The following is a 13,230-nucleotide window of genomic DNA, read 5'->3' on the forward strand; positions in this document are numbered from 1 at the left end:
GGGCGGCGGGCTGTCCGCCGTCCACCCGGCCGACCTCGGCGCCCACGTGCTGAGCGCGCTGATGGAACGCTCCGGCGGATCCGCGCACCCCGGGTCACGACTACTTCGCCTCGGAGTCGCCGTCGGTCTTCTTCGGCTCTTCGTCCGTCTTCGCCTCGCCGGCCGGAGCGTCCTCGGCGGGCTCGTCGGCCGCGTCCTTCTTACCGAGGTCGACGGCCTTGTCGTCAGCGGTGGCGTCGGCGGCGGAGTCACCGGTCTCGGTGAGGGAGGAGGCGTCGTCCGGGACGAGGTCGGCGTCGGACTTCAGGTCGTGCTCGACGCCGTGGACGATGCGGTTGTACTCGTCGTCGGTGAGGACGGCACCGATGGAGTTCTTGGCGAAGAGGAGCTCGACGCCCGGACCGGCGTCGAGGAGGACGGTGTCGTCGTTCACCTCCTTGACCGTGGCGTACATGCCCCCGATGGTGCGGACACCGCTGCCGGGCTGCATTTGGTTCCGCATGTCCACGGCCTGCTGCTGCTTCTTCTTGGCCGACCTGGTCATCAGGAACATGGCCCCGATGAGCACGATGAACGGGAGGAGGGTCAGGAGACTCACGGGTCGGTACTTCCTTCACACGACCGCGCTGTGAGCGGCCAGATGGTTGGGGGTATGTACGCCGCCGACAAAGGCGGCATCGGCGGAGTCTAAGCGAGTCCGCGCGCATGGAACAACGCTCAGCATGGCACCGGGGTTCCTGCTCCGGCCACTGACGTCGCCGTCTCGAACCGGTGACGGTGCCGTCACGCCCCGAACAGGTCCTGTTGTCCGGTTCCCGCCGTCTGGGAGCGGGGCGGGGTGAGGCCGAGATGCGCCCATGCGGCGGGGGTGGCGACCCGGCCGCGCGGGGTGCGGGCCAGCAGTCCCTCCCTCACCAGGAAGGGCTCGGCCACCTCTTCCACAGTCTCACGTTCCTCCCCCACCGCGACGGCGAGCGTGGACAGACCGACGGGACCGCCGCTGAACAGCTTGAGCAGGGCTTCGAGCACGCCCCGGTCGAGGCGGTCGAGGCCGCGCTCGTCCACCTCGTAGACGGCGAGGGCGGCCGCCGCGATGTCCCGGGTGATCAGCCCGTCGGCCTTGACCTGCGCGTAGTCCCGGACGCGGCGCAGCAGGCGGTTGGCGATGCGGGGCGTGCCCCGGGACCGGCCGGCGATCTCGGCGGCGCCGTCCGGCTCGATCCCGACCTCGAGGAGGCTCGCCGAGCGGTGGATGACGCGCTCCAGTTCGGCCGGTTCGTAGAACTCCATGTGGGCGGTGAAGCCGAACCGGTCGCGCAGCGGCGGCGGCAGCAGGCCCGCGCGTGTGGTGGCGCCGACCAGGGTGAACGGGGGCAGCTCCAGCGGGATGGCGGTGGCTCCCGGGCCCTTGCCGACGATGACGTCGACGCGGAAGTCCTCCATCGCCATGTACAGCATCTCCTCGGCGGGCCGGGACATGCGGTGGATCTCGTCGAGGAAGAGGACCTCGCCCTCCTGGAGGGAGGAGAGTATCGCTGCGAGGTCGCCGGCGTGCTGGATGGCGGGGCCCGAGGTGATGCGGATGGGGGCGCCCATCTCGGCCGCGATGATCATGGACAGGGTGGTCTTGCCGAGGCCGGGGGCGCCGGACAGAAGCACGTGGTCGGCGGTCGCGCCACGCGCGCGTGCGGCCCGCAGAACGAGGTCGAGCTGCTCGCGGACCTTTTCCTGGCCGATGAACTCGTCCAGGTCCTTGGGGCGCAGGGCGGCCTCGACGGCCTGGTCCTCACCGTCGGCGACAGAGTCCACCAGCCGCTCCGCGGAGGGGCCGGCCAGCCCCTCGCCGGCGGAGGTGTCGGTCGTGTCGTCCCAGTTCATTGATGTGCCTCAGAGGGTCGTGGATCGGCAGGCTCGGTTCAGCGGGCTCGGTTCAGCGTCTGCAGGGCCGCCTTCAGAAGCTGCCCCACCTGGGGCGTGCCCTCGGCGGCCTCGGCCTGTGGGGTCACGGCGGCGACGGCCTCGTCGGCCTCCCGGGTCGCGTAGCCGAGGCCGATCAGGGCCGCGTGCAGCTGGTCGCGCCAGCCGTTGCTCACGGGCGCGCCGACCGCGGCCGCTCCGATCGGCTCGCCGAGCCGGTCCTTCAGCTCCAGGAGCAGCTTCTGGGCGCCCTTCTTGCCGATGCCGGGGACGGCGGTGAGTGCCTTTTCGTCGCCGGTGGCGACGGCCCGGCGCAGCGCGTCCGGGGTGTGCACGGCCAGCATCGCCTGGGCGAGTCTCGGCCCCACGCCGCTCGCGGTCTGGAGCAGCTCGAAGACCTGCCGCTCGTCGTCGTCCGCGAAGCCGTACAGGGTCAGCGAGTCCTCCCGTACGACGAGGGAGGTGTGCAGCTTGGCGGGCTGTCCCGTGCGGAGCGTGGACAGCGTGTTCGGCGTGCACTGCACGGCCATGCCGACGCCGCCGACCTCGACGACCGCGGCGTCGGGGGCGAGCGCGGCGACCGTGCCGCTGACGAAGGCGATCATGCCGTACGGCCTTTCGATGTGTGCAGGGCGACGGCCTGCTGGAGTCGGTTCTGGGCGGGGGCGCGCCAGATGTGGCAGATGGCGAGGGCGAGGGCGTCCGCCGCGTCGGCGGGCTTGGGGGGTGCGCTGAGCCGGAGCAGCCGGGTCACCATCGCGCCGACCTGGGCCTTGTCGGCCCGGCCGCTGCCGGTGACGGCGGCCTTGACCTCGCTCGGGGTGTGCAGCGCCACGGGGATCCCGCGGCGGGCCGCACAGAGCATGGCGACAGCGCTGGCCTGGGCCGTGCCCATCACCGTACGCACGTTGTGCTGGCTGAAGACGCGTTCCACGGCGACGAACTCCGGTCGGTGCTCGTCGAGCCACTGCTCGATGCCCTGCTCGACGGCGACGAGGCGGTGACCGAGGTCCGCGTCGGCGGGCGTCCGGACGACGCCGACGCCGATCATGGTGAGCGGCCGTCCGGCGACGCCCTCGACCACCCCGACACCACACCGGGTCAGTCCCGGGTCCACCCCCAGTACGCGCACGCGCCCTCCCTGTCGCTCACCTGTTTGTGCAGGCTATCGGGTGCCACCGACAACGCGACGGGCCGACGGGGTGTGTCCCGTCGGCCCGTTGGCGCTGTGGAGCCCGGCGTTACGCGTCGACCTTCTCCATGACCTCGTCGCTGACGTCGAAGTTGGCGAAGACGTTCTGCACGTCGTCGCTGTCCTCGAGCGCGTCGATCAGCTTGAAGATCTTCTTGGCGCCCTCCTCGTCCAGCTCGACCTGGACGGACGGCACGAAGCTGGAGTCGGCGGAGTCGTAGTCGATGCCGGCGTCCTGGAGAGCGGTGCGGACCGCGACCAGGTCGGTGGCCTCGCTGATGACCTCGAAGGACTCGCCGAGGTCGTTGACCTCCTCGGCGCCCGCGTCCAGGACGGCCGTGAGGACGTCGTCCTCGGTCAGCTCGCCCTTGGGGACGATGATGACGCCCTTGCGGCTGAACATGTAGGACACCGAGCCCGGGTCGGCCATCGAGCCGCCGTTGCGGGTCATGGCGACGCGGACGTCGGAGGCCGCGCGGTTGCGGTTGTCGGTGAGGCACTCGATGAGCACGGCCACGCCGTTCGGCCCGTAGCCCTCGTACATGATCGTCTCGTAGTCGGCGCCGCCGGCCTCGAGACCGCCACCGCGCTTGATCGCGGAGTCGATGTTCTTGTTCGGGACCGACTGCTTCTTGGCCTTCTGGACGGCGTCGTAGAGCGTCGGGTTGCCGTCGAGGTCCACGCCGCCCATCCGCGCCGCGACCTCGATGTTCTTGATCAGCTTCGCGAAGAGCTTGCCGCGCTTGGCATCGATGACGGCCTTCTTGTGCTTCGTCGTGGCCCATTTAGAGTGGCCGGACATCTGCCTGTCTCCTTCGCGTAACCCATCTCAGCAACGAACGCAGGAATCCTACTAGGACTCGGCCGTCCGGTTCGCGCGCACCATCTCGACGAACAGGGCGTGCACGCGGTGGTCGCCGGTCAGTTCCGGGTGGAACGACGTGGCCAGAGCGTTGCCCTGGCGGACGGCGACGATGTGGCCGTCGTGCTCGGCGAGCACCTCGGCACCGGCGCCGACGGACTCCACCCAGGGGGCGCGGATGAAGACGCCCTCCACGGGGTCGCCCTCGACGCCCTCGACGTCGACGGCCGCCTCGAAGGACTCGTTCTGCCGGCCGAAGGCGTTGCGGCGCACGATCATGTCGATGCCGCCGATGGTCTCCTGGCCCGAGCGCGGGTCGAGGATCTTGTCCGCGAGCATGATCATGCCGGCGCAGGTGCCGTAGACGGGCAGCCCGTCCCGCACGCGCGCGCGGAGGGGTTCCATCACTTCGAACAGGACGGCCAGCTTGGAGATGGTGGTGGACTCGCCGCCGGGGATGACGAGGCCGTCGACCTCGGCGAGTTCTTCGGGGCGCCGCACCGGCCTGGCCACGGCGTCGGCCGCGGCCAGGGCGACGAGGTGCTCCCGTACGTCGCCCTGGAGGGCCAGGACGCCGATCACAGGTGCTTCGGTCATGGGTGTTACCAGCCGCGGTTGGCGTAGCGCTCGGTCTCGGGGAGGGTGTCGCAGTTGATGCCGACCATGGCCTCGCCGAGGTTGCGGGACGCGTCCGCGACGATCTTCGGGTCGTCGTAGAAGGTGGTCGCCTTGACGATGGCGGCGGCGCGCTTGGCCGGGTCGCCGGACTTGAAGATGCCGGAGCCCACGAAGACGCCCTCGGCGCCGAGCTGGCGCATCAGGGCCGCGTCGGCCGGGGTGGCGACACCGCCGGCGGAGAACAGCACCACCGGGAGCTTGCCGAGCTCGGCGACTTCCTGGACCAGCTCGAACGGGGCGCGCAGCTCCTTGGCGGCGGCGTAGATCTCGTTGTTGTCGCAGCCGCGCAGCTTGGCGATCTCGCCCTTGATCTGGCGCAGGTGGCGGACGGCCTCGACGACGTTGCCGGTGCCGGCCTCGCCCTTGGAGCGGATCATCGCGGCACCCTCGGCGATGCGGCGCAGGGCCTCGCCCAGGTTGGTGGCGCCACAGACGAACGGGGTGGTGAAGGCCCACTTGTCGGAGTGGTTGACCTCGTCGGCCGGGGTGAGGACCTCGGACTCGTCGATGTAGTCGACGCCGAGGGACTGCAGCACCTGGGCCTCGACGAAGTGGCCGATGCGGGACTTGGCCATCACCGGGATGGAGACGGCCTCGATGATGCCCTCGATCATGTCCGGGTCGGACATGCGGGCCACGCCACCGTCCTTGCGGATGTCGGCCGGGACCCGCTCCAGGGCCATGACCGCGACGGCTCCCGCGTCCTCGGCGATCTTCGCCTGCTCCGGCGTGACGACGTCCATGATGACGCCGCCCTTCAGCTGCTCGGCCATGCCGCGCTTCACACGGGCGGTGCCGGTTGCGGGAGCCTGGTTTTCGGAGATGGACACGGGTGACCTCGCTGAGGGGAAGGGGGGTTTCTGCAGCAACGAGGAAACGTGAGGGGGGCAGGCCACAGCAAGGGCCAATGGGAGGCCGGTGGATCGTTTTCTGTCCCGAGACGCATGCGGAAGGCCCGCCGAACGTGGTGTTCGGCGGGCCTTCCGCCCGGAGGCCGTCGCGGTCACGGACCGGACGGGTGTCAGAGCGGACGAGCGGGAGAGAGCAGGGTCAGGCCTGCTCCGGCCTCCTCACTCCTCAGCTCCGGCGACGACCTGAGGAGCTTCCCCTTGAGCGGTTCGCGCACCAGCACCCGGTCGCGGACGACCGGCAACCCCTCCCCCTCGTAGAGCACGGCCGAGTCCCATTCATCAGGGTCGCCCACTCCCCGCCGATCGACGATCACGGCGCGGGTCGGCGTCGGAAGTCCCGTCGCCGCCGCGACGACGGCTGCCTCGACCGTGTCGGCCTGTTCCTGTGTGAGGCCGTCCAGCCAGAGCGTCTGGATCTCGCAACCGAGCGGTTCATAGGAGTAGGAGTCGACGACGTCGATGTCCGCGGAGAACCACCAGTCCATGGTGATGGACGAGATGCGCAGCCCCAGGAGGCGGCCCACCTCCTCCGGAGGCATCAGGACCTGTCCCCCCTCGACGTCGAGCACCACGGCCGCACCTCTCACCGGGTGCACGAGCCCGATGCCGTGTTCCTCGAAGAGCTGCACCTGCTCGGCGAAGACCGACGTGGCCCCCGACTCCCTGTACCAGCGAATGAATCCGTCAGCCATGGCTAGCAGCTCGGCAGCGTGAAGATGTGCACATTCTCTTCTCCGAAGACCTTCTTGGCCTGTTTGATAGCGGATTCCGGGGTGTTGTCGGCCAGGTAGTAGATCGCCTTCACACCGGCCTGGTCGGCCGCGTACTTGTTGATCTTGAGGGCCGTTCCGAACTTGGACGGGTTCGCGGCCTTGGCGCCGCCGCCGACGAAGACGTACTCGCCGTTCGGCCCGATGACGTCGAGGCCACTGGATCCCACGTTGGGCATGACGATCGGGATGTCTTGCCCGTTTTCGCCCTTGGCCACCTTTCCGCCGATCAGCTTAGCGATGTACTCCTCGCGGGCGAGGCCCAGATCACCCGCGCCACTACCGCCGCCGGCCATGACCGAGGAGCTGTGCGCACCGTCCACCGACCGCGCGGGACGCTGTGCCGCGGGACCGTTCTTCTTCCTGTCGGTTACGCAGGCGGGAAGCTTTTTCCAGACGTCGTCGAGGATCTTCTCGCCCTTGTCGACCAACTTCCTCGCCTTGGCTGATTTGTCGAGGAAGTCGTTGATGCCCCAGATGACCTTGGCGATCTTCGGGAGCTTGCCGACGAGCTTGGCGGCCTTGCCCCAGGGCAGGTTGGTGACCACCGCCCACAGACAGGTCGGGATGTCGGGGTCGTTCCAGCATTCCTTGATCTCCTCGGCGGCGAGTTCGACGAGGAGTTCGGCGCCGTTCTCCTTCAGATAGTCCAGCAGGTCCTTCTGCGCGAGCGCCCGGGCCGCCTCGTACTCCGCCTCGCTGATGCCGGCGGCTTCGAGCGCCTTGCGCTCAGCCTCCTCAAGGGAGTACGCGTCGCCCTTCTCCTTGCTCCGGGCAGCCTCCTCGCGCTCCTTGCGCTCCAGTTCGCGCTGGTACTCCTCGGCCTTCTTGGCGGCCTCGTCGGCTTCCTTCGCGTAGGTGCCGGCGTTCTTGGCGGCGGTCTCGGCCGACTTGGCGTGCTCCTCGGCCGAGGTGGCGAGCTTGTCGGCGTCGGCGGCGTCCTTCTCCGCCTGGGTGGCCGCGCTCTGGGCGACGCTCGCTTCCTTCTCGGCCAGGGTGGCGGCGCTGCTCGCGGCCGCGGCGTGGTTCTCCGCGTCCGTGGCGGCTCCACGGGCGCGTGCGGCCTCGGCCTCGGCCTGGGTGGCGGCGTTGCGTGCCGCCGCCGCGTCCGCGAACGCCTCGTTGGCGGCCTGCCGGGCGAGTTTCGCGTCGGCCTGGGCCTGCGCGTCGGCCTCGTTGGCCCGTGCCGCGGCGGCTCGGGCCTTGGCTCCGTCCTCGGCTGCCTGGGCCGCCGACTTCATCGCGGCCACGGAGGAGCGCGCCGCGTCCGCGGAGGAACGCGCCGCTGCTGCTGCCGCCTTGAACGCGGGGCCCACCTCGGCGTTGGCGCGTGCGGCGGCGGCTTCGGCCGCATCGGCGGCCTTGACCGCCTCCGTCGCCCTGGCCTCGGCCTTGGTCACCTCCGCCTGCCCCATCGCCAGGGCGGCCTGCGCCACCTCCGCGGCGAAGTCGGCGTTCACGTCCGTGCCGGTGAACGGCGCTGTGAGCTGGAGGGCCGTGTTCGCCGGGTCGGCGATACCTGCGGCGGTGGTACGGGCCGAGGTGGCGGCCTGGACGGCGATGGTGGACTGGAGGCGGGCCATCGCCGCTTCCCTGGTGGCGCCGTCGGCTTCATCCCGGGTGCGGCCCGCCGCCTGAAGGGACTGGTTGGCATGGATGGCGGCCAGCCCGGCGAGCCGGGAGGCCTCGTGGGCGGCGATACCGGCCCGGGCTTCCTGCGCGGTGGCCTCGGCTGCCTTGGCATTGGCCCGCTGCGTCGCCGCGTGCGTGGCCGCGGCCTCGGACTCCGCCTTGCTCGCCGCCGCGTTCGCCGCGAACGCGGCGGCTTCGGCCTTGTTGGCGGCGGCGTTGGCCCGGGCGGCGTGCGCGGTGGCTTCACTGGCCGCCGCCCGCGCCCGCGCGGCCGCACCGGCGGCCTCGATGGCCGCGGAACGCGAGCGCACCGCCGCCGAGGACGCCTGATCGGCTGCACCACGAGCCGCGCCGGCGGCTGTCCCGGCCGCGTCCGCGGCGGACCGTGCCTCGGTGGCGGCCGTACGCGCGGTCTCGGCGTGCTCGGTGCCCTTCGCCTTGGCGGCCAGCGCTTCGGTCGCCTTGGCCCGGGCCTCCTCCGCCTTGTGGACGCGTTCGGCCTCCACCGCCTTGTTCCGGGCGTTGCGGGCCTTGGTCTCCTCGCCTCTGGCCAGGTCGTCGGCCTTGGCGGCGATGCCCTCCTGGGTCTGCGCGGTGGCCCGTTTCTCGGCCGCTTCGGCCGCGGCGGCCTGCGCGTCGGCCCGCTTGGCCGAGGCAGTCCGTGCTTCGGCCTCGGCACGCGCCCGTGCCTGAGAGGCCACGTCGCGTTCCCGTTCGGCACGCGCCCGTGCGGCCGCCGCCAGGTCGCGCTCGCGTTCGGCGATCTTCCGCTGCTCGGCTGCGATCTTGGCCTGGCGCTGTGCTTCGATCCGCGCGTCGCGCGTCTTCTGGGCGTGGTCCCACGCCTGCTTCTCGGCCTGCTCGGCATCGATCCTGGCCTGGCGGGACTTGGCCGCCGCGTCCGCCGCGATCTTCGCCTGCTTGGCCGCCGCCTCGGCGAGCCGGGCCGCCGCCTTCGCGTGCTCCTCGGCGTTCTCCCGCCACTTGGCAGCCTGCCGCGCGTGCAGTTCGGCCTGATTCTTGGAGTTCAGCCCGGCGGCGTCGGCGGCCGACGCGTCCACCGCATGCTGCGCGGTGGCCGCCGCCTTGGCCGCCGCGTCCGCCGCACCCGCGATACCGGAGGCGACCTCCGACCACTGGACACCGTGGGTGAGGCCCGTCTCGACCAGGACATCGGCCTGTACCTTGGCCTGGCCCGCCGCCACCTGCGCCTGCTTGGCCGCGTCCTCGGCGATACCGACCTGCCGGGCGATCTCGGTCTTGACCGGCCCGTAGTCGGACAGGCGCTTGCCGGCCCGGTCCGCGGCGAGCATCCGGTCGGCCTCGCGGGACTGCGCGCCCGCCGCGCTCATCGCGTTCGACGCGGTCTTGAGCGCCTTGACCGCTCTGCCGTGCGCGGCGATCAGCTTGGTACGGGCATCGGCGGCGGTGGCCGCCTTCTCCGCCAGCTCGCGCAGCCGCTCCGCCGCCTCCAGGGCCTCCTTCTGCGCCTTCTCGTGCGCGGCCCGGTCATCCGCGTCCTTCTGCGCGGCGACCAGATAACCCTTGTCCAGGAACTCGGCGATCACCTTGTCGTCGCCCGTGGCCAAGGCGGCCTGCGCGGCGCTCTTCACCGCGGGGCCGCCGACCGCGACGAGCATCTCGACCCGCTTGCGGTTCTCCGCCGCGCGGTCCTTGTCGTTCTGCTCCGTCGCCTTGTCCCGCTGCCGCGCGATCTCGGCGCCGAAGGCCAGGAAATCGGCGCGGTCGCGCGCCGTGCCCTTCAGGACCCGCTCGACCTCCGCGTTGAAGAACGGACCGCCCGTCCCCCGCATCGCCTCGATCTGGCGGCGGTTGGCGACATCGGCCGCGTCCCTCTTGTCCTTGGCGCGCTGCCGCGCCTCGGCCTCTCCCCGCTCCAGGAAGTCCCGGATCGCGTTTGGATCCGTACTCTCCAACGCCTTCCTGGCGGCCTCGCGGACTTCCTCCTCCTCGTCGAACTCCGCGAAGTCCTCCACCAATTGGCGGTCGCGGTCCGCGCTGATCTCGTCCAGTGCGGAATGGGGCGGCGCCGGGTCGGTCGCCGCTTTCGGTAAGTCGGCCAGAATCCGGGTCAGTTCGACTCTGCCCGGCTCCTCCGGTGCGACGGCGGCGGCTTCCCCGGTCACAGTGGCGAGGACGGCCAGGGCCATGACGGTCGACACCGCTTTGCCCAGCATGCCGGGCGCACGCCGGCGTAATGGCCCGGGTCTCGGCCGGTATCTCTTTCTCACGGGAACTCCTTCTGAAAAGTGGCCAGGCCAAAGGGATTCGGCAAAAACAAGCCCCTGCCCCCATACGCGGGCAGGGGTGATCTGGGCCTCGGCCGCGAAGCACGGCAGCGGTACGGAGCTGCCGTGCGGCCGTAGGCCCGGTGGGCCGGCCCGGCGTGGCGTGCGCCGGGCCGGCGCGGCGGCGTCAGCCCTTGACGCGGTTCTCGCTGTCGCGGGCCCGGTCGGCCATGTCCTTCCAGAAGGCGGCCGTCTCGGCGGCCTCCGCCTGCTCCGCGGCCCAGTCGCCCTGCCGGGCCTCGGCCGGCGCGGCGATCTTCTCCCAGACGGCGTCCGCGCTCTCCTTGGACAGACGGGCGATGTTCTGCCAGCTCTCCGCCTGTACCCTGGCCGCCTCCTGCTCGGCCAGCCAGGCCGTCTGCGCGCCGTCCGCGTGATCGGCGACCGCCCTCCAGGCCAGCTCGGCCTCGGCACGCGCCTTCGCGGCGTCGGCCGACGACTTCAACGCCTCCTCGGCGGCCACCGCCTGGGCGATCAGCGACGACAGCACGTGCTGGCGCCGCACCTCCCCGTCCGCCACCCGAAGCCGGTACGCCTCGACGTCCAACGCCGCGCCCGTCGCCCAGCCGTAGCCGAAGAACTCCGCGACGTCCGCGTCCGTGGAGCCGGACCGCAGCGCCCACTGTGCCGCCACCCGCACCTGCTCGCCCGGATCGCTCTCCGCGATCACCCGCACGAAGGCACGGTCCTTCTCGGCCACCTCCAGACGGCGCTGCGCGTCAGCCTCCCGCATCACACGGTCAGCCTGTTGGGCCTCGGCGTAACCGGTCTTCACAAACGCGGCCCGATCGGCGTCGGTGCCCCTCAGCGCCCGCTCAGCGGCCGATCGCACCTGCGGGGAGAACGCCACCGGATGCGTGCTCACCACCCGCTCGCAGAACGCCCGGTTGCGTGACCGCGCGTCACGCAGGCGCTGCTTCGCCGCGTCGTAACCGCCCCCGGGGGCCAGCCACTCCGAGATCGCCGCGTCGCCCCGCGTACTGCGCAGCGCGTTCCACGCCGAGGTGCGGATCTCCGCGGGCAGGCCCGACTTGGCCAGCCGCAGCACACGCGCCCGCGCCTCGTCCGCCGCGGCGGCGACCACCAGCGACGCCGGGTCGGCCGGGTCGACGGCCTGCACCGCGGTGTGCGCGCGGGCGGGCGCCGCCGGCACGAGCGCGCCGCCACCGGCCAGCACCCCGGCCACCAGCGCGGACACGACCCATCTCTGACGTCTCACGCCGTGACCGGCGGAATCTGCCACCACTGCTGTTCTCTCCACTGGGCCGGTGTCTCGTCAGGGCGCCAGCGGTGCGGCGATGCGCCAGGCCGCCGGGCGCACCGGCTGGGCTTCGCCCGGCTTCCCACCGGGCAGCGGGAAGGAGAATTCGGATCGGGCGTAGACCTCGGTCGTCGTGGGAGCGAGCCAGTTCACGCCGCTACCGGCGGCCTGTGTGAAAGACACACCGTTGAGCGGGCCGGGCAGCGGTCGCACAGGGAACGGCTTGCTGCACCACGTGGCACTCTTCCGGAACGCAGCGCTCCGGTCGTCCGCGGCGATCTCCACGCGCAGTCCGTTCGTCTCGGCCTTGCCGCTCCTGATGTAGTAGCCGGGCTTGCGCACGGACTCGAAGGAGTAGCAGCCGGGCCGGCTCGCGAGGGAGGGCACGATGACCCAGGTGGCGTCCTCGCGGTCGGCCAGTGCACTGGTGCTCTTGAGCGTGTCGTTGAGGACGACCTTCCCCCGGTCCGCGCTGGACTGGCGCGCGTACTCACTGCCGCTCATCGCCCTGAGGGACTGGCGCTTGAGCCGGTACTGGGTGTCCGCCTTCAGGAAGACCGCGACGTCGTCATCGCTGCCGGCGAGGGCCTTCTTGGCAGCGGCGACCAGGTGGGGGTTGACTCCGCCGTTCTCGGCGGCGGCCTGTATCTGGAGGGCGAGCTTGCGGTTCGCCTCGGCGAGCTTCTTGCGCCGGTTCTCGTCGTCGCGCTTGTACGCGGCGTCGGCGCCGGTGTGGATGTACGCCTTCCACACCGCCGGGTCGGAACTGAGGGTGGCCCGCTGCCCTTCGGTGTACAGCTCGGTGCCGTGCAGGTCGGCGGCGGCCAGGCGCAGCAGCTCGCGGATGAAATTGTCGTCGCTCAGCCCGAGCATGGCCTCGGAGGGCGTGATACGGAACAGGGCCGCCACGTTCTTGCGGGCGGCGATCTCCTTGCGGCGCTCGGCCTCCAGACGGTCCTTCTCGGCGAGGTCCTCGAGTTCCTTGGCCACGTCCCGCTTGTGCGCCTCGCGGGCGCCGTTGACGATGAACTCCCGCCAGTCCGCCGGCTCACCGAGCAGCGCCTGCAGTGCCGCGGCCCGCACCTCGGGACCGGACGCCTCGTGCCTGGCGACGGCCCGGATGAAATTGTCGTCGCTGAGGGCCAGCAGCTCGGGGGTGCTGGGGATGCCGATGGTGAGCAGGACCTGGGACTTGGCCAACCGGGCCGCCCGCTCGGCCTCGGCCTTCTCCCGCTCCCGCTGCTGGTCGAGCCGGTACGCCTCGTGGACGCCGGTCACGATGAAGCGCACGTGGTCCTCGTCGGCCGTGCTGGCCATCGCCTGCTCGGCGGCGGTGCGCACGGTGTCCAGCTTCTCGCCCGCCTCGCTGGCCTTCTGCCACAGCGCGTGGATGAAGTCGTAGTCGCTGAGCAGGAGCACCTCGGCGGTCGGGTCGAGACGCACCACCGCCGCGGCCTCGACACGCTCGGCGTCGGTCGTCCCGATGCCCGCCGCACGGGGCGCGACATCCGCTGCCGCGACGTCCGGAGCACTGTCGGCGACCGCTCCCGGCGCGACAGCTCCGGCGACGGCCGCGAGAGCGGTTGCGGTCACGAGGCCGCGCGTCATGATCCGCCCCATACGTGCGGAAGCAATGGGCTTGCTGTTCATGGTTGTGGTGAAACCTTTCCGCCGCCTCTTACGGGCAGCTCGCCAAAT

At 71.3% G+C, this 13,230-nt stretch carries 11 protein-coding genes; all 11 read right to left on the reverse strand.

Annotated features, from left to right (window positions below):
- Nucleotides 1-100: 100 nt before the first annotated feature.
- The 11 genes from yajC to ABZ016_RS28170 all read right to left on the reverse strand — a co-directional run bounded on the left by yajC (nucleotide 101) and on the right by ABZ016_RS28170 (nucleotide 13,182).
- A complete protein-coding gene (gene yajC / locus ABZ016_RS28120) occupies nucleotides 101-598 on the reverse strand; it encodes a preprotein translocase subunit YajC (protein ID WP_356919492.1) in 498 nt (165 codons plus the stop codon).
- A 185-nt stretch (nucleotides 599-783) separates the two neighbouring features.
- Complete coding sequence (gene ruvB, locus ABZ016_RS28125; protein ID WP_356919493.1) at nucleotides 784-1,878, reverse strand: Holliday junction branch migration DNA helicase RuvB; 1,095 nt, start codon at nucleotides 1,876-1,878, stop codon at nucleotides 784-786.
- 38 nt (nucleotides 1,879-1,916) lie between these two features.
- Entirely contained in the window at nucleotides 1,917-2,522 is a 606-nt protein-coding gene (gene ruvA / locus ABZ016_RS28130; protein ID WP_356919494.1) for a Holliday junction branch migration protein RuvA, read from the reverse strand.
- Nucleotides 2,519-3,049 (reverse strand): crossover junction endodeoxyribonuclease RuvC, encoded by a 531-nt coding sequence (ruvC, locus tag ABZ016_RS28135; RefSeq protein ID WP_003988986.1) that lies wholly within the window; start codon nucleotides 3,047-3,049, stop codon nucleotides 2,519-2,521. The genes ruvA and ruvC overlap by 4 nt, the downstream gene beginning before the upstream one ends.
- 109 nt (nucleotides 3,050-3,158) lie before the next feature.
- The gene (locus ABZ016_RS28140) at nucleotides 3,159-3,911 is read right to left on the reverse strand and encodes a YebC/PmpR family DNA-binding transcriptional regulator (RefSeq protein WP_356919495.1); all 753 of its coding nucleotides are present in this window, start codon (nucleotides 3,909-3,911) and stop codon (nucleotides 3,159-3,161) included.
- Nucleotides 3,912-3,962: 51 nt separating this feature from the next.
- Nucleotides 3,963-4,568, reverse strand: coding sequence for a pyridoxal 5'-phosphate synthase glutaminase subunit PdxT (pdxT, locus tag ABZ016_RS28145; protein WP_356919496.1), 606 nt, complete (start codon nucleotides 4,566-4,568; stop codon nucleotides 3,963-3,965).
- A gap of 5 nt (nucleotides 4,569-4,573) precedes the next feature.
- The gene (gene pdxS / locus ABZ016_RS28150; RefSeq protein WP_356919497.1) at nucleotides 4,574-5,479 is read right to left on the reverse strand and encodes a pyridoxal 5'-phosphate synthase lyase subunit PdxS; all 906 of its coding nucleotides are present in this window, start codon (nucleotides 5,477-5,479) and stop codon (nucleotides 4,574-4,576) included.
- Nucleotides 5,480-5,670: 191 nt separating this feature from the next.
- Entirely contained in the window at nucleotides 5,671-6,252 is a 582-nt protein-coding gene (locus ABZ016_RS28155; protein ID WP_356919498.1) for a hypothetical protein, read from the reverse strand.
- A 2-nt stretch (nucleotides 6,253-6,254) separates the two neighbouring features.
- Entirely contained in the window at nucleotides 6,255-10,214 is a 3,960-nt protein-coding gene (locus ABZ016_RS28160) for a hypothetical protein (RefSeq protein WP_356919499.1), read from the reverse strand.
- Nucleotides 10,215-10,398: 184 nt separating this feature from the next.
- Nucleotides 10,399-11,490, reverse strand: coding sequence for a hypothetical protein (locus tag ABZ016_RS28165; protein ID WP_356919500.1), 1,092 nt, complete (start codon nucleotides 11,488-11,490; stop codon nucleotides 10,399-10,401).
- A 57-nt stretch (nucleotides 11,491-11,547) separates the two neighbouring features.
- The gene (locus tag ABZ016_RS28170; RefSeq protein ID WP_356919501.1) at nucleotides 11,548-13,182 is read right to left on the reverse strand and encodes an AbfB domain-containing protein; all 1,635 of its coding nucleotides are present in this window, start codon (nucleotides 13,180-13,182) and stop codon (nucleotides 11,548-11,550) included.
- Between the last annotated feature and the right edge of the window lie 48 nt (nucleotides 13,183-13,230).

Origin of the sequence: Streptomyces sp. NPDC006372 (assembly GCF_040612515.1) — a bacterium.
Classification (GTDB): domain Bacteria; phylum Actinomycetota; class Actinomycetes; order Streptomycetales; family Streptomycetaceae; genus Streptomyces.